This window comes from Pseudomonas sp. GW822-FHT01E03 (genome assembly GCF_058802985.1).
Genome location: NZ_JBXAOQ010000002.1, coordinates 610,045 through 626,220, shown reverse-complemented (window position 1 = coordinate 626,220; position 16,176 = coordinate 610,045). Strand labels below are relative to the sequence as shown.

Below are 16,176 nucleotides of genomic sequence, written 5' to 3'. Positions count from 1 at the left end.
ACAGGTTGTCCGTGTTCACAAATGTCCTACCTATTCAGTCAGGACATTCGCAGACAAATCTCCTTACAATCCCCTCTTTGTTAGCTGCCTAAGCAAGGATTCTGCATGCAAGCCGCCAACCCGCGTCGCGGGTACATTCTGGGCCTGAGTGCCTATATCATCTGGGGGCTTTTCCCCCTCTACTTCAAAGCCATCGCCAGCGTGCCCGCAGTGGAAATCATCATCCACCGGGTGCTGTGGTCGGCGCTGTTCGGCGCCTTGTTGCTGATGGTCTGGAAGCATCCCGGCTGGTGGCGCGAGCTGCGGGAGAACCCCAAGCGACTGGCGATCCTGGCCCTGAGCGGCGCGCTGATCGCAGCCAACTGGCTGACCTACGTCTGGTCGGTGAACAACGGCCGCATGCTGGAGGCAAGTCTCGGTTACTACATCAACCCCTTGGTGAACGTGTTGCTGGGCATGCTGATCCTCGGCGAACGGCTGCGGCGCATGCAATGGATTGCCGTCGGCCTGGCGGCGGTGGGTGTGGCGCAGCAGGTCTGGCAAGTCGGCAGTCTGCCGTGGGTGTCGTTGGTGCTGGCCCTGACCTTCGGCTTCTATGGCCTGATTCGCAAGCAGGCACCGGTCAAGGCACTGCCGGGGCTCGTGGTGGAAACCTGGATGCTGGTGCCGATTGCCCTTGGCTGGTTGCTGCTCAATCCGACGGCCAGCAGCGCCCAGGCCGAATTCTGGACCACCTCCCAGGCCTGGTGGCTGGTCGCCGCCGGCCCGATCACGCTGGTGCCGCTGGTCTGCTTCAACGCTGCTGCACGGCATTTGCCCTACACAACACTGGGGTTTCTTCAGTACCTGGCGCCAACCCTGGTTCTGCTGCAAGCCGTTCTGCTGTTTGGCGAGCACCTGTCGTCCAGCACCTTGGTAGCGTTCATGTTTATCTGGGCCGGTCTGGCGGTTTACAGCATCGATGCGTGGATAAGTTTGCGCCGCCGCAGCTGATCAAAAAACGCACAAAACCCTGCAAGCCACGTCTCCCGTGGCCTGCATCATTCCTTCCCAAGGTTATCCACAGCGTGATCCCCGCCGATTGTGCGCAAGTGGCTGAAACTGCTGGTTTTTTGATCAGATCATGAAGAACCCCGGTCGGCGTGGCCTGGCGGGGTGTCTCTACAGGTTATCCACAGGCCGGTGCACGTTTAACTTGGATAACCTGATCAGGGATCACTGCGTAGCACCAACTCGACCATCAGATCGTCCGCCAGGGTTTCCAGGCGCGATTGCAGCACGTCCAGCGACAGCGTCAGCGGGACCGCGAGAATCGCCTCGGCATGGAACAACGGCTCGCTGCTCATCGGGGCCGGGCGCACTTCGGTGACCAGCCGTTCCAGACTCACCCCCTGCTCGCTCAACAAGCGTGTGATGTCACGCACGATCCCCGGACGATCATTTCCCACCAGTTCCATGGCGATCGGCTTCCAGGTGCAGGATTGTTCGATGCTGCTTTCGGCGACCAACACACGAATGCCCTGGGCGGACAAGCCCTGCAGGGCATCGACCAATTCGTCGTAGGCCTCGGCCGGCACGCCCACCCGCAGAATGCCGGCGAATTGTCCCGCCATGCGCGACATGCGGCTTTCCAGCCAGTTGCCGCCGTGCTCGGCAATGCATTGGGCAATGCGCTCGACTTGCCCGGGCTTGTCCGGAGCAAAAACAGTGAGTACGAGGTGGTCCATGGCGCAGCCCTCCAGTCATGACTTTTGTTATAGAGAACCAAGTATAGGCAAGGGGAACATTGTGGCGAGGGGGCTTGCCCCCGTTCGGCTGCGCAGCAGTCGCAAAATGAGCGGATGTAATTTTTCGTGGTACATGTACGGGAGCGGCTTCGCCACTCAACGGGGGCAAGCCCCCTCGCCACAAAAACAGGCACCCCATAGCAGAGCACCAAAGATAATGTGTACAACTTTTGATATTTAACTGGAACAATCCAATAGTTTTTTGAGAACATCACGCTCCCCGGCGTGACCGCAATGCGTCATGGGGTCGCAGAACGACGTAATTAGTCTAATTTTCACAACCGCAATTCATCATGTAGTATGCCGCAGCGCGCACTACATAACGTTGGATCGATGTCTGCCGCAGGCACGTTCGCAACCCTGAAAGCCCTGTCAGCAAGGCCCCAAGCCGTTGATTGGTCCCAACCCAGCCGCCTGTCATGGGCATGTACTGGTAGAGGGGTTTGTGGTTTAAATGGCCAGAGGCTTCATTGTTAAATTGAAGAGCTGAAAAGCGAAATAGCTGAGCAGAGTGAGGCAAGCAATGACTGAACACGTTCAAGTCGGTGGCCTGCAGGTCGCCAAAGTCCTGTTCGACTTCGTGAACAACGAAGCCATTCCCGGTACCGGCCTCACCGCCGATAAGTTCTGGGCCGGTGCCGACAAGGTCATCCATGACCTGGCACCGAAGAACAAAGCCCTACTCGCCAAACGCGATGATTTCCAGGCTCGTATCGATGCCTGGCACCAGGAACGTGCAGGCCAGGCGCACGACGCCGTGGCCTACAAAGCTTTCCTGCAAGACATCGGTTATCTGCTGCCAGAAGCGGCCGATTTCCAGGCAACGACGCAAAACGTCGATGAAGAAATCGCCCGCATGGCCGGTCCACAACTCGTGGTGCCGGTGATGAACGCCCGCTTCGCTCTCAATGCTTCGAACGCCCGCTGGGGTTCGCTGTACGACGCGCTCTACGGCACCGACGCCATCAGCGAAGCTGACGGCGCGGAAAAAGGCAAAGGCTACAACAAGGTGCGCGGTGACAAGGTCATCGCTTTCGCCCGTGCCTTCCTCGACGAAGCGGCGCCTTTGGCGGCCGGCTCCCACGTCGACTCCACTGGCTACAAGATCGTCGACGGCAAACTGGTGGTCGCCCTCAAAGGCGGCAGCAACACCGGCCTGCGCAACGATGCGCAACTGATCGGCTTCCAGGGCGATGCCGCTGCACCGACCGCGATCCTGCTGAAAAACAACGGCCTGCATTTCGAAATCCAGGTCGACGCCAGCACCCCGGTCGGCCAGACCGACGCGGCCGGCGTCAAAGACATCCTGATGGAAGCCGCGCTGACCACCATCATGGACTGCGAAGACTCGGTTGCCGCGGTCGATGCCGATGACAAAGTGGTGATCTACCGCAACTGGCTCGGCCTGATGAAGGGCGATCTGTCGGAAGAAGTCGCCAAGGGCGGTCAGACCTTTACCCGCACCATGAACGCCGACCGCACCTACACCGCCGTCGATGGCAGTGAACTGAGCCTGCACGGTCGTTCGTTGCTGTTCGTGCGCAACGTCGGTCACCTGATGACCATCGATGCGATCCTCGACAAAGACGGTAACGAAGTGCCTGAAGGCATTCTCGATGGCCTGGTGACTTGCCTGGCATCGATGCACAACCTGAACGGCAACACCTCGCGCAAAAACACCCGCACCGGCTCGATCTACATCGTGAAGCCGAAGATGCACGGCCCTGAAGAAGCGGCGTTCACCAACGAGCTGTTCGGTCGCATCGAAGACGTGCTGGGCCTGCCGCGCAACACCCTGAAAGTCGGGATCATGGACGAGGAGCGTCGTACCACGATCAACCTCAAGGCCTGCATCAAGGCGGCGAGCGAGCGCGTGGTGTTCATCAACACCGGTTTCCTCGACCGCACGGGCGATGAAATCCATACCTCCATGGAAGCCGGCCCGATGGTGCGCAAGGCGGACATGAAGGCGGAAAAATGGATCGGCGCCTACGAGAACTCCAACGTCGATATCGGTCTGAGCACCGGCCTGCAAGGTCGCGCACAGATCGGTAAAGGCATGTGGGCCATGCCGGACCTGATGGCGGCGATGCTCGAACAGAAAATCGCTCACCCGATGGCCGGTGCCAACACCGCCTGGGTACCCTCGCCGACCGCTGCTGCCCTGCACGCGCTGCACTACCACAAGGTTGACGTGTTCGCCCGTCAGGCCGAACTGGCCAAACGTGCCCATGCTTCGGTAGACGACATCCTGACCATCCCGCTGGCGGTGAACCCGCAGTGGACCGCCGAACAGATCAAGAACGAACTGGACAACAACAGCCAGGGCATTCTCGGTTACGTGGTGCGCTGGATCGACCAGGGTGTCGGCTGTTCGAAAGTGCCGGATATCAACGACGTCGGCCTGATGGAAGACCGTGCAACGCTGCGTATTTCCAGCCAGCACATCGCCAACTGGCTGCGTCACGGCATCGTCACCGAAGAGCAAGTGATGGAAAGCCTCAAGCGCATGGCGCCGGTGGTTGACCGTCAGAACGCTGGCGACGCGCTGTACCGTCCGCTGGCCCCGAACTTCGACAGCAACATCGCCTTCCAGGCGGCGGTCGAACTGGTGGTCGAAGGCACGAAGCAGCCGAACGGCTACACCGAGCCGGTCCTGCACCGTCGTCGTCGCGAGTTCAAGGCTGCCAATGGCCTGTAACTGAGCGTCTGCGCCGGACATGAAAAAGCCCTGATCGAAAGATCAGGGCTTTTTCTTTTTGGGCTGTCCGCGATCTCCCACAGAGGTAGTTCAGGGCTGACAGGCTTGGACTAAGGCTCCACCCCAAGTTCATGCTTGACCAGTTCCAGCAGCTTGCCGGCATCAATCGGCTTGAGCAGAAAGTCCACCACATTCAAATGCATCGCGGCGATCGCATCTTTCACGTCGGCATCACCCGAGACGATGATGATCGGCAACGCCGCCCGTACCGACTCGCGCACCTGTCGGATCAGGTCCAGGCCGTCGACGAGGCCCATGCGCAGGTCGGTAATCACCAGTCCGATCGAAGGTTTCTCCTCCAGCATCTTGAGTGCTGCTTCGCCACTGGCCGCCGTCATGCAGTGAATACCGTCAAGCGCCAGGATCTCTGACAACAGTTCCCTGGCGTCTTTATCGTCATCGACGATCAGCACCCGTTGTGGCGGCAGGTCAGGTTCCAGCATGACGGCGCTCAAGGCTTCGCGCTCGGCGTCGCTCAAAATATCGTGGTCGGACATGGCTTTCTCTACATGTTCAGTTCATTTCCCTAGCACAGTGACGAGACATCGCTAAGCAGGCCTTAAATGTGCGCTTCGTCGGATACTTTTCCAATAGGGGGACGGAGAGGTTTTTCGCACAGTTGCGTAGGATTCTTCCGACATTTCAGCATACCAATCGCCTACCTAGACTTACGTCCAATGGGCACTCCGGCCACAGGGGTCGACCATGTCTGGGTCATCCGACAACAACAATTCAAAAAAGACTGCGGTAATGGTTATGAGTAAAGCGGACGCCTTCACACAGGCAGGGAAAACCGCGGTGTTGCAGAACATCCAGGGCACGTTGCAATTCCTCCAGCGCTTCCCGCCCTTCAATCAGATGGAACACGCTCACCTGGCGTATCTGGTCGAGCAATGTCAGATGCGTTTTTACGCCCCCGGCGAGAGCATCATCAAACCCGCTGACGGCCCGGTCGAGCACTTCTATATCGTCAAACAAGGCCGGGTCGTGGGCGAGCGTCCGCATACGGTAAACGGTAGCACCGAAACGGTCTTCGAGATCACCACTGGCGAATGTTTCCCTCTCGCGGCGTTGCTGGGTGAACGGGCGACCCGCACCGAGCACCTGGCGGGCGAAGACACCTTCTGCCTGCAACTGAACAAGCCGGCATTCATCCGCCTGTTTTCGCTATCGGACACCTTCCGCAACTTCGCCCTGCGCTGCGTCAGCAGCCTGCTGGATCAAGTCAACCAGCAAGTGCAGCAAAAAGCCGTGGAAACCCTGGGCACCCAATATTCGCTCAATACCCGACTGGGCGAGTTGGCCATGCGCCACCCGGTGACATGCGCCCCGCAGACGCCATTGCGCGAAGCCGTGACGTTGATGCACGAACAACAGGTCGGCAGCATCGTAGTGGTCGATGAACTCAAGGCGCCACTGGGGATCTTCACCCTGCGCGACCTGCGCCAGACCGTGGCCAACGGCAGCAGTGATTTCAACGAAGCCATCGAAGGGTACATGACCCGGGCGCCGTTCTTCCTGTCGCCGGATCAGAGTGCATTCGACGCGGCGATTGCCATGACCGAGCGGCACATCGCCCATGTCTGCCTAGTCAAGGACCAGCGCTTGTGCGGCGTGGTTTCCGAGCGTGATCTGTTTTCCCTGCAACGGGTCGACCTGGTGCACCTGGCGCGCACTATCCGCAATGCCCAGAAGGTGGAAAACCTGATGGCGCTGCGGGGCGAAATCGGTCAACTGGTCGAGCGCATGCTGGCCCACGGCGCCTCTTCGACGCAGATCACCCACATCATCACCTTGCTCAACGACCACACCGTGTGCCGAGTGATCGAGCTGACTCTCGCCGAAAAAGGCGACCCCGGCGTGCCGTTCAGCTGGCTGTGTTTCGGCAGCGAAGGCCGTCGCGAGCAGACCCTGCACACCGATCAGGACAACGGCATTCTGTTCGAAGCCAGGGATGCGGCCCATGCCGCCGAGATTCGCGGCAAACTGTTGCCCATTGCCCAGCAGATCAACCAGAGCCTGGCGCTGTGCGGCTTCACCTTGTGCAAGGGCAATATCATGGCTGGCAATCCTGAGCTGTGCCTGTCCCGGGCCGAATGGGCGCGGCGCTTTGCGGCGTTTATCCGCGAGGCAACCCCGGAGAACCTGCTGGGTTCGAGCATCTATTTCGATTTGCGCGTGGTCTGGGGCAGCGAGCAAGGCTGTGAGCAATTGCGCCGGAGCATTCTCGACCAGGTCGGCGACAACCGCTTGTTCCAGCGCATGATGGCTGAGAATGCGTTGCGCAATCGCCCGCCCGTAGGGCGTTTCCGCGAGTTCGTACTAGCGCGAAAAAATGGCGAGAAGGCCACCCTGGACCTGAAGACTCAGGGTCTGACACCCTTTGTCGACGGCGCCCGGTTGCTGGCCCTGGCCCACGGTATCGAAACAAACAACACGCTGGAGCGTTTTCGCCAGTTGGTCGACAAGGAGGTCATCGATCCCCTGGACGGCGCCGCGTACGAAGAGGCCTATCACTTCATCCAGCAAACCCGCATGCAGCAACATCAACTACAGACCCGAGAGAATTTTCCTTACTCAAATCGGGTCGATCCCGACAGCCTCAATCATCTGGACCGGCGCATCCTGCGTGAGTCCCTGCGCCAGGCACAGCGCCTGCAAAGCAGCCTGACCTTGCGGTATCAGATATGAGCCTGTTTTCATGGCTGCGCCCGGCCGGCCCGAGCTTGTCCGCAGACCTGCAACAGCGTCTTCAACGCCTGCCGACGGTCACCGGATTGAGTGAATGCAGCCTGCGCGAGCAGCGCTGGGTAGTGCTCGACCTGGAAACTACCGGGCTGAATATGAACAAGGACCGGGTACTGTCCATCGGCGCCGTGGTGATCGAGGATGGCGCGATCGATTTCAGTCGACAGTTCGAGCGAACCTTGCAATGCGGCGAACTCAAGCTCGGCCCCAGTGTGCTGATTCACGGCTTGGGCCCCAGTGCAATTGCTGCCGGCAGCGATCCGGCCGAGGCGCTGCTCGAACTCATGGAGTTTGTCGGCGACAGCCCGGTGCTGGCCTTCCATGCGCCGTTCGACCAGCACATGTTGGCGCGCGCCCTGAAGGATCATCTGGGTTACAAGTTGCAGCATGCCTTTCTGGATGTGGCAGATATTGCGCCACTGCTATGCCCCCAGGCGCACATTCGCGAGGCCGGGCTGGACGATTGGATCGACTGGTTCAAGCTCGAAGTCTTCGAGCGCCATCACGCCAGCGCCGACGCCCTGGCCACCGCCGAACTGGCACTGATCCTGTTCAGCCGTGCGCGGCAGCAGCAGATTCATAGCCCGTTGAATTTGCAACAGCGCTTGAGTCAGTGGAAGCGCCGGCAGCAGGCGCCTTCCTTCTGACCTTCAGGACCCTCCTGTAGGAGCGAGCTTGCTCGCGATGGTCGTGAACGGTGACGCGTGCTGTCTGGAAAAATGCGTCGCCTTCAAGTTCATCGCGAGCAAGCTCGCTCCTACAGGGGCCTTCGCCAAATCCCCACCCGACCAACGCCAATTGCTTACCTCCCTCGCCTCTGCCACAATCGCGAACAATTCTCGTTAGTTAATATTTCCCAATCGGTGATGCGGCGTGTCGTCAGTCCCAAGCCCTCAAAGTGAGCTCGTCGGTGCGTTATATCGCGACCATCGCGGTTGGCTATTGGCCTGGCTTCGACGCAACGTCGCCTGCCCCCAGCGGGCCGAAGACCTGAGCCAGGACACTTTCGTGCGTTTGCTGGGCCGTGAGGAACTGAAGGCACCGCGCGAGCCGCGGGCATTCCTGGTGGCGATCGCCAAGGGCCTGCTGTTCGATTATTTCCGTCGCGCCGCGCTGGAACAGGCCTACCTCACCGAGTTGATGCTGATTCCCGAAGCCGAACAACCGTCGGCGGAAGAACAGCAAATGATCCTCGAAGACCTGAAAAACATCGACCGCTTGCTCGGCAAGCTTTCCAGCAAGGCCCGGGCGGCATTCCTCTATAACCGACTCGACGGCCTCGGTCATGCGGAAATCGCCGAGCGCCTCGGTGTGTCGGTGCCGCGGGTGCGCCAGTACCTGGCCCAAGGCATTCGCCAGTGCTATATCGCGCTGTATGGTGAGCCGACATGAACCCGGTCAGTTCCAAACCGGTATCGGCCAGCGTGCTGGACGCGGCGATTGCCTGGCAGCTGTCCATGGACTCCGCCAACCCGGTAGAGCGCGAAGAGTTCGCCAAGTGGCACGCGGCCCATGAAGAACATGCCCGCGCCTGGCGCCAGTTGGGCATGCTCGACCAGCGTTTCAGCGTGGCCAGCGGCCCGGCCCGCACTGCCTTGCTGCAATCACGCGAAGGCATTCGCCGGCGAGTGCGCAAGCTTGGCAACGGTGTCGCCAGTATCGTTGCCGTGATCGGCCTGGCCCTGTTCGCCGGGGATCGTTACCTGCCGATCGACTATTGGCTGGCCGACCAGCGCACCGCCGTTGGCGAGCAGCGCACCCTGCGTCTGGCTGACGGCACGTTGATCAATCTCAATACCCACAGCGCGCTGGATGTGCGTTTCGATGAAAAGCAGCGGCGCATCGTGCTTCAGGAAGGCGAAATCCTGGTTGAAACCGGCCATGGCGATCCCCGGCCGTTCATCGTCGAAACCCGCGAAGGCAGCATGCGTGCGCTGGGTACGCGGTTTCTGGTCAAGCGCGAGGAAGACGGAACGCGCTTGAGCGTATTGCAGTCGGCGGTGGCGGTTCACCCTGAGTCCAACCCTGACGAAAAGATTCTGCGCGAAGGCCAGCAGGTACTGATCCGCAACAACGGCCTGGGCCCGGTTCTGGCCGTCAACCTCGGTGCGGATGCCTGGACCCGCGGCATGCTGGTGGTGGACAACACGCGCCTGGAGGACCTGGTGCATGAAATCGGCCGCTATCGAAACGGTTACGTCGGGGTCGCGCCGGAAGTGGCCGACCTGCGCATCACCGGCAGTTTCCCGCTGCGCGACACCGACCTGGCACTCAACGCCCTGCTGCCGACCCTGCCGGTGCAGATCGAACAGCACACGCAGTGGTGGGTGAAGGTCGTGGCCAAGGCCGATACCAAACCCTGAATCCGCACACAGAACCCTGTGGCGAGGGGGCTTGCCCCCGTTGGGTCGCGAAGCGGCCCCCTGCATTTTTCTGACTGACTGTGTTCGCTGACGTCACGACTGCTACGCAGCCGAACGGGGGCAAGCCCCCTCGCCACAAAATGCGCATGCCTGAAGCTCCTCGATGTTTATTGAATAACTGAATCGAAATTATTTTCATCCAGCCCTATCACTTTTTGATTTTCGTACGGCACACAGGCAATTGAGAAATGTTTCCATTCAGGAGCCGCTGTATGCCTCGTTCGCTAGACTCCCTGTTACGCCGCAGTTTGCTGGCGGTTGCCATTGCCCTTTGCACCCCTTTGGCCAGCAGCCAACTGGTCGCCGCTGAACAGGCGTCCAGCGTCCGCGCCTACAACCTGCCGACCGCTCCACTGGCCAACACCCTGAACCAGATTGCCAGCCAGGCCGGTCTGGCCCTGTCGTTGAATCCATCCCTGGCGGCGGGCAAGACCTCGGCGCCGGTCAAAGGCCAGTTCGACGCAGCCGGCGCCCTGCGCGAAGCCCTGCGTGGCACTGGGCTGCAACTGGAACAGAGCAGTGCGGGTACCTATAGCCTGGTGCCCGTGCCCGAGGGTGTGATGGACCTGCCGGTAACCAGCGTGATTGGTGTGCAAGACACTGAAAGCGCCTGGGGCCCGGCACAGGGCTACCTGGCCAAGCGCACTGCCGCCGGCACCAAGACCGACACCGCGCTGGTCGAGGCACCGCGTTCGATTTCGGTCGTCACTCGCGAGCAGATGGACGACCGCAACGCGCACACCCTCGACGATGCCGTGCGCTACTTGCCGGGCATCACCTCCAGCAGCTTCGGCAGCGACACCCGCGCCGACTGGTTGCGCGTGCGCGGTTTCGAGCCGACTCAATTCCTCGACGGCCTGCCACTGCCAAAAGGCGTGTACTCCAACCCGAAACAGGAAACCTGGAACCTCGACCGCCTGGCGCTGCTGCGCGGCCCGGCCTCCTCCGTGTACGGCCAGACCCCGCCGGGCGGCCTGCTGGACATGGTCAGCCGTCGCCCAAGCGCTGAAGCCAGCAGCGAGATCCAGCTGCAATACGGCAGCGACAATCATCGCCAGATCAACTTCGCCAGCACCGGCAAGATCGATGACGAAGGCCAGTTCCTTTACAGCCTCAGCGGCGTCCTGCGCGACGGCGGCACGCCCATCGACCACATCGATGACAAGCGCTACAACATTGCGCCCAGCCTGACCTGGAACATCGACGAAGACACCAAATTCACCCTGCTCACGCAGTTCACCCGTGACGATACCGGTATCACCAGTCAGTTCTATCCGATCCAGGGCACCAAGATCGACATGCCGTTCGGCGATATCTCCCACCACAAGAACCTGGGTGACCCGAACTACGACTTCTACGACCGCACCTACTACGCACTGGGTTATGCCTTCGAACACCGCTTGAACGATGTCTGGCAGTTCCGCCAGAACCTGCGCTACACCAAGTCGGAGCTGTCGTTCCAGGCCGTGACCGTCAATAGCTACGGCCCCTCTTACGGGTCTGTTGTTGACGATCAAGGCAATACTGGCCGTGGCACCACCAATGTCGACGAAGACATCGCCCAGTTCGCCGTGGACAACAACTTCCAGGGCGACTTCGTCACCGGCGACGTCAGTCACACCTTGCTGATCGGCCTGGACCACCAGCGCAACACCACCAACTACCTCTCGATCTTCGGCACCGCGCCGGGCATCAACGTCAACGACCCGGTCTATGGCTTGCCGATCGAGCGTCCGGCACGCTCCACAGCCTTCTATGACTACGAACAGAAGACCCAGCAGACCGGCCTGTACATCCAGGACCAGATGGCCCTCGGCCAATGGCGCCTGACCCTCGGCGGTCGTGAAGACTGGGTCCACACCGGTACCACGTTCTTCAACAAGGGCGATGCCACCAACACCGAGCGCGACAAGAACTTCAGCGGCAACGCGGCGATCAGCTACGTGTTCGACTCGGGCTTCGTGCCTTACCTGTCCTACGCCGAATCGTTCCAGCCGACCAGCAATGCCGTCGCCTCGCCGACCGAGTCGTTCAAGCCGACCGAAGGCAAGCAATGGGAAGTGGGGATCAAGTACCAGCCACCGGGCAGCAACACCCTGCTGACCGCGGCTGTGTATGACCTGACCCAGAAAAACGTTTCCGTCACCAACAACGTGGGCAACGTGACAGTCACCAGCCAGACCGGCGAAGTGAAAGTCAAAGGCCTGGAGCTGGAAGCCGTTTCCGACGTGACCGAAAACCTCAAGGTCACCGCTGCCTACACCCTGGCCAAATCCGAAGTGCAAGAGGGCATCTACAAGGACAATCGCCTGCAACTGATGCCTAACCAGCAAGCGTCGGTGTGGGGCGACTACACCTGGCACAACGGCGTACTGGATGGCTTCGGCATCGGCGCTGGCGCGCGCTACACCGGCAATACCTATGGCGACCAGGCCAACACCTGGCTGGGCAAGGCCGACGCCTACACAGTGTTCGACGCCGTGGTTCACTACGACCTCGGTCGCCTGGACAACAGCCTCAAAGGCGCTTCGCTGGCCGTCAACGCAACCAACCTGCTCGACAAGGACTACATCTCGACTTGCGACAGCTACTACTGCTACTACGGCGACCAGCGCAGTGTCGTCGCCAGTGCAACCTACAAGTGGTAACGCTTTGAGCTGACACGCCCAATGACCAGGCCGTCCTTCGTGGGCGGCTTTGGTTTTTCTGAAGGCTATGAAATGAAAAGTAAAACAATTCGCCGCTGGTCCTTCGTCCACACCTGGTCCAGCCTGATCTGCACTGCGTTTCTGCTGATGCTGGCACTGACCGGCCTGCCGTTGATCTTTCACCACGAGATCGACCACTTGCTGGGCGATGCGCCTGAAGTGAAGGTAATGTCGGCGGACACCCCGCACCTGAATTTGCAGCAGTTGGTGGACGCGGCCGAGAAACATCGTCCCGGTGAAGTCATGCAGTACTTCGGCTTCGAGGACGATGAGCCCAACGCAGTGCTGACCATCATGGCCGCGACCGCAGGCACCGAGCCGAACTCGTCCCACACCTTCATGCTCGACGCCCGTACTGGCGAAGCGCTGGAAACGCCATCGGCCAACGGCGGCTTCATGATGGTCATGTTGCGCCTGCACGTGGACATGTTCGCCGGCTTGCCGGGCAAGTTGCTGCTGGCGTTCATGGGAATTGCGTTCGTGGCAGCGATCGTTTCCGGCACGGTGCTGTACTTGCCGTTCATGCGCCGCTTGAAATTCGCCACCGTGCGCCAGGACAAATCCACTCGCCTGCGCTGGCTCGACCTGCATAACCTGATCGGCGTCGTGACGTTGACCTGGGCGCTGGTGGTCGGCGTAACCGGCGTCGTCAGTGCCTGCGCAGACCTACTGATTGCCGCATGGCGCAACGACACACTGGCCGCGATGATCGCGCCGTATCGCGATGCACCTCCGCTGACTCAACTGGCGCCGGCCAACCGCTTGCTCAACATCGCCAAGGAAGTCGCACCGGGCATGCAGCCGGACTTCATCGCCTTCCCCGGCACACGCTTTTCCAGTGAGCATCATTACGCGGTGTTCATGAAGGGCAGCACGCACCTGACCTCGCACCTGCTGACGCCGGTTCTGATCGATGCCAGCACCCTGCAAGTCACCGCAGTGGTCGAACGCCCGTGGTACATGGACGTCATGGGCATGTCACAACCGCTGCACTTCGGTGACTACGGCGGCATGCCGATGCAGATACTCTGGGCGACCCTCGATGTGCTGACCATCATCGTGCTCGGCAGCGGGGTCTACCTGTGGGTGGTGCGGCGCAAGGCTGCCAGGCCTGTGCTGGAAAAAGCGGAGAGCGTGGCATGAAGCCCCGGCAGTCGAACTTCTGGAAAGTGTTTAGCACTCCAATCGTCATCGCCTTGTTCAGCGCGGCAGGGTTGTTTGCCGCGTTGCTCGGGGATGGTGTGTGGGATTCGCTGAGCTGGCTAGGCTTGGGCATCCCCGCCGCTGTTGCCCTGCGAGGCCTCCTGCAACGCCGCTAAAGCGACATCCCCCTGTAGGAGCGAGCTTGCTCGCGATGCACCCGAGAACTCCCCGGGGTGTCAGTCTTCCAACGTCATCGTTGACGACCATCGCGAGCAAGCTCGCTCCCACAAGGGGTCAAGCCATGATGCTTGAGCAATCAGACCAACGCGCTATGCTGCCCGACACTGCCACCGACCGAGACGCTGCCATGTCCGCCCCGAGCATGACCCTGTACCACAACCCGCTTTCCCCCTTCGTTCGCAAAGTCATGGTGCTGCTGCACGAAACCGGACAACAGAACCGCGTAGCGTTGCAGACCAGCGTGCTCACCCCGGTCAACCCGGACCTGACCCTGATCGACGACAACCCACTGAGCAAAATCCCGGCCCTGCGCCTGGCCGATGGCAACATCATTCACGACAGCCGGGTCATCCTCGACTACCTCGACCACCAGCACGTCGGTAACCCGCTGATCCCTCGCGAAGGTTCGGCCCGCTGGCGACGCCTGACCCTCGCTTCACTGGCCGACGGGATCATGGACGCGGCCGTGCTGGTTCGCTACGAAGTCGCCCTGCGCGCCCCGGAGAAACACTGGGACGAATGGCTCGACGGCCAGCGCGACAAGATTCGTCGCGCCCTGGCATTGCTGGAAAAGGACGCGATTGCCGAGCTGACCTGCCACTTCGATGTGGCGGCAATCAGCGTGGCCTGTGCACTGGGTTACCTGGACCTGCGCCATCCGGATCTGGACTGGCGCACAGCGAATCCGCAGTTGGCGGCGTGGTATTTCGAGGTGAGCCAGCGGCCTTCGATGATTGCGACGATGCCGAAGGTTTAGAACTTCGCCGGCTGTACTGACCTCTTCGCGAGCAGGCTCGCTCCCACCTTTGACTGCGGTCCCATGTGGGAGCGAGCCTGCTCGCGATGGCACCACAACGGATCTAACGCAAACAACCCGGCAATCAGCGTCGCCAACACCCTCCCCTCCCGCTGATCTTCCCGCAGCCCCACCGACCGGCTCATTGCACCGCTCCAATATCGAAGTTCAGCGGTTTCCCCGTTTTCTGCCCAACCCCATACCAATCCAGCTTGCGCGTCAGCACCATAAACACGCCCAGCAAACCGAACAGCAGCAGCGAGCCCATCAAAAGCGCGTAATCCTCTGCACTCAACAGCCCGTAGAGCAGCCCATACAACGCGGCCAATCCCACAGAAAAACTCAAGCCGTGGCGCACGCTGCGCAACACGTGGCAAACGTAGAACCCGATCAACAACACACAACCGCTGGCGGACAACAGGTACGCCAGAGCAAAGCCGATGTGCTCGGACAACGACAGCAACAACAGGTAGAAGAACGCCAGCGCCACACCTACCAACGCATATTGCACCGGGTGCACCGCAAGGCTTTTCAACACTTCGAACAGGAAGAAACCGGCAAAGGTCAGGACAATGAACAGCAGCGCATATTTGATCGCCCGGTCACTTTTCAGGTACTGGTCCACGGGTTCGATGAAGCTCACGCCGAAGCTGCGACCGAACAACGCCTCACAACCACCGCGGGACACGCAGCTGTTCAGCGTTTCTTGCAGGTTGGTGGAGAAAAACGAAGTCTGCCAATGGGCGGTAAAACCTTGATCAGTGATCTCGCGCTGGGCAGGCAGGTAGTTGCCGATGAAGCTTGGATGCGGCCAGTTGGCATTCAACGAAACTTTACTGGTCTTGCCCACCGGCAGGATTTGTAACTGGCCGGTGCCTTGCAGCTTCAGGTCAAAACCGAAGGCCAACTCCGTGGCCTGCTTTGTCTCCAACGCCGGTAGGGTCACGTGGACGCCTTCACCCAGCCAGCTCACTTGGCTGCCCGGAATGAAGTCCAGGTTCTGGCCGTTGAGTTCAAGCTTCAAAGCGTTTTCGATACCACGAATGTCGCTGATGCCAACAGCGAGGAACGGCTGGTCGAACTGGTAATCGGCGAAATCTTCCTTGATGCCCAGTTGAACCGGCAGGGAAAAGTGGCCGCTGATGCGGTTGTCTGCATGGAACAACCGCGCCTGGTAAATACCTCGGGAACGCAGTTCGGTCTGAACGTCTGCGTCGAGTTCGAAGCGCTCCGGCAGAAAATACAAACGACCGCGCTCTTCACCGATCTCCTGATAACGCTCGTTGGTTTTTTCGTGGGTCTTCCAGGTGCGCACGACTTTACGATACGGCACCACCATCAGCGGGCCGCTCAATTGCTGGCTGTAACTGGAGCTGCGGGCAATGTCTTCGAGCACACCGTCGCGCAATTGCTGGCGCTCCTGGATCACGCCGTTGATCATCAGCAGTGGAATCAGCAACAACAGAATCAACAGGGCAATTGCCCCGAGTTTTAGGGTCAGGCTACGGTTCATGGGACTCTCCCTGTTTTGGATGGGGAGAGTCTGGATTCGGTATGTGGTGGGGCCATG

General features: G+C 60.3%; 13 protein-coding genes. 10 read left to right on the top strand and 3 right to left on the bottom strand.

Annotated elements, in window-relative coordinates; all coding sequences use genetic code 11:
- The first annotated feature begins 105 nt into the window (after window positions 1–105).
- A complete protein-coding gene (gene rarD / locus AC1RP7_RS06085) occupies window positions 106–993 on the top strand; it encodes an EamA family transporter RarD (RefSeq protein ID WP_090451795.1) in 888 nt (295 codons plus the stop codon).
- Between the two features lie 215 nt (window positions 994–1,208).
- On the opposite strand, the gene AC1RP7_RS06080 is transcribed toward rarD, so the two are convergent.
- A complete protein-coding gene (locus AC1RP7_RS06080; RefSeq protein WP_008017358.1) occupies window positions 1,209–1,727 on the bottom strand; it encodes a glycine cleavage system transcriptional repressor in 519 nt (172 codons plus the stop codon).
- 583 nt (window positions 1,728–2,310) lie between these two features.
- Between AC1RP7_RS06080 and AC1RP7_RS06075 the strand changes: the two genes are divergently transcribed.
- On the top strand, window positions 2,311–4,488 hold the full coding sequence (locus AC1RP7_RS06075) for a malate synthase G (RefSeq protein WP_492586789.1): 2,178 nt from the start codon (window positions 2,311–2,313) through the stop codon (window positions 4,486–4,488).
- A gap of 110 nt (window positions 4,489–4,598) precedes the next feature.
- Here AC1RP7_RS06075 and AC1RP7_RS06070 read toward each other — a convergent pair whose 3' ends face one another.
- Complete coding sequence (locus AC1RP7_RS06070) at window positions 4,599–5,045, bottom strand: response regulator (RefSeq protein WP_090451799.1); 447 nt, start codon at window positions 5,043–5,045, stop codon at window positions 4,599–4,601.
- A gap of 253 nt (window positions 5,046–5,298) precedes the next feature.
- Here AC1RP7_RS06070 and AC1RP7_RS06065 point away from each other — a divergent pair, with 253 nt between their 5' ends.
- From AC1RP7_RS06065 to AC1RP7_RS06030, 8 genes are all read left to right on the top strand, one after another.
- Window positions 5,299–7,239 carry a putative nucleotidyltransferase substrate binding domain-containing protein gene (locus AC1RP7_RS06065; protein WP_057713017.1) on the top strand — a complete coding sequence of 647 codons (1,941 nt, stop codon included), beginning with the start codon at window positions 5,299–5,301 and terminating at the stop codon, window positions 7,237–7,239.
- Entirely contained in the window at window positions 7,236–7,943 is a 708-nt protein-coding gene (locus tag AC1RP7_RS06060) for a 3'-5' exonuclease (RefSeq protein WP_218494739.1), read from the top strand. The genes AC1RP7_RS06065 and AC1RP7_RS06060 overlap by 4 nt, the downstream gene beginning before the upstream one ends.
- Window positions 7,944–8,169: 226 nt before the next feature.
- On the top strand, window positions 8,170–8,688 hold the full coding sequence (locus AC1RP7_RS06055) for an RNA polymerase sigma factor (protein WP_090451802.1): 519 nt from the start codon (window positions 8,170–8,172) through the stop codon (window positions 8,686–8,688).
- Window positions 8,685–9,659, top strand: coding sequence for a FecR domain-containing protein (locus AC1RP7_RS06050; RefSeq protein WP_057713014.1), 975 nt, complete (start codon window positions 8,685–8,687; stop codon window positions 9,657–9,659). Before AC1RP7_RS06055 ends, AC1RP7_RS06050 begins: the two co-directional genes overlap by 4 nt.
- 272 nt (window positions 9,660–9,931) lie before the next feature.
- Window positions 9,932–12,367, top strand: coding sequence for a TonB-dependent siderophore receptor (locus AC1RP7_RS06045; RefSeq protein ID WP_493181338.1), 2,436 nt, complete (start codon window positions 9,932–9,934; stop codon window positions 12,365–12,367).
- Window positions 12,368–12,439: 72 nt separating this feature from the next.
- The gene (locus AC1RP7_RS06040) at window positions 12,440–13,570 is read left to right on the top strand and encodes a PepSY-associated TM helix domain-containing protein (protein ID WP_407516219.1); all 1,131 of its coding nucleotides are present in this window, start codon (window positions 12,440–12,442) and stop codon (window positions 13,568–13,570) included.
- A complete protein-coding gene (locus AC1RP7_RS06035) occupies window positions 13,567–13,746 on the top strand; it encodes a hypothetical protein (protein ID WP_085716476.1) in 180 nt (59 codons plus the stop codon). Before AC1RP7_RS06040 ends, AC1RP7_RS06035 begins: the two co-directional genes overlap by 4 nt.
- Window positions 13,747–13,937: 191 nt before the next feature.
- Window positions 13,938–14,567 (top strand): glutathione S-transferase family protein, encoded by a 630-nt coding sequence (locus AC1RP7_RS06030; protein WP_057716548.1) that lies wholly within the window; start codon window positions 13,938–13,940, stop codon window positions 14,565–14,567.
- A gap of 181 nt (window positions 14,568–14,748) precedes the next feature.
- Here AC1RP7_RS06030 and creD read toward each other — a convergent pair whose 3' ends face one another.
- A complete protein-coding gene (gene creD, locus AC1RP7_RS06025) occupies window positions 14,749–16,119 on the bottom strand; it encodes a cell envelope integrity protein CreD (protein ID WP_407516218.1) in 1,371 nt (456 codons plus the stop codon).
- Window positions 16,120–16,176 lie beyond the last annotated feature (57 nt).

Excerpts from the sequence above, each read along its gene's own strand:
- rarD (WP_090451795.1), top strand. The coding sequence starts at position 106 with ATGCAAGCCGCCAACCCGCGTCGCGGGTACATTCTGGGCCTGAGTGCC.
- AC1RP7_RS06080 (WP_008017358.1), bottom strand. The coding sequence starts at position 1,727 with ATGGACCACCTCGTACTCACTGTTTTTGCTCCGGACAAGCCCGGGCAA.
- AC1RP7_RS06075 (WP_492586789.1), top strand. The coding sequence starts at position 2,311 with ATGACTGAACACGTTCAAGTCGGTGGCCTGCAGGTCGCCAAAGTCCTG.
- AC1RP7_RS06070 (WP_090451799.1), bottom strand. The coding sequence starts at position 5,045 with ATGTCCGACCACGATATTTTGAGCGACGCCGAGCGCGAAGCCTTGAGC.
- AC1RP7_RS06065 (WP_057713017.1), top strand. The coding sequence starts at position 5,299 with ATGGTTATGAGTAAAGCGGACGCCTTCACACAGGCAGGGAAAACCGCG.
- AC1RP7_RS06060 (WP_218494739.1), top strand. The coding sequence starts at position 7,236 with ATGAGCCTGTTTTCATGGCTGCGCCCGGCCGGCCCGAGCTTGTCCGCA.
- AC1RP7_RS06050 (WP_057713014.1), top strand. The coding sequence starts at position 8,685 with ATGAACCCGGTCAGTTCCAAACCGGTATCGGCCAGCGTGCTGGACGCG.
- AC1RP7_RS06045 (WP_493181338.1), top strand. The coding sequence starts at position 9,932 with ATGCCTCGTTCGCTAGACTCCCTGTTACGCCGCAGTTTGCTGGCGGTT.
- AC1RP7_RS06040 (WP_407516219.1), top strand. The coding sequence starts at position 12,440 with ATGAAAAGTAAAACAATTCGCCGCTGGTCCTTCGTCCACACCTGGTCC.
- AC1RP7_RS06035 (WP_085716476.1), top strand. The coding sequence starts at position 13,567 with ATGAAGCCCCGGCAGTCGAACTTCTGGAAAGTGTTTAGCACTCCAATC.
- AC1RP7_RS06030 (WP_057716548.1), top strand. The coding sequence starts at position 13,938 with ATGTCCGCCCCGAGCATGACCCTGTACCACAACCCGCTTTCCCCCTTC.
- creD (WP_407516218.1), bottom strand. The coding sequence starts at position 16,119 with ATGAACCGTAGCCTGACCCTAAAACTCGGGGCAATTGCCCTGTTGATT.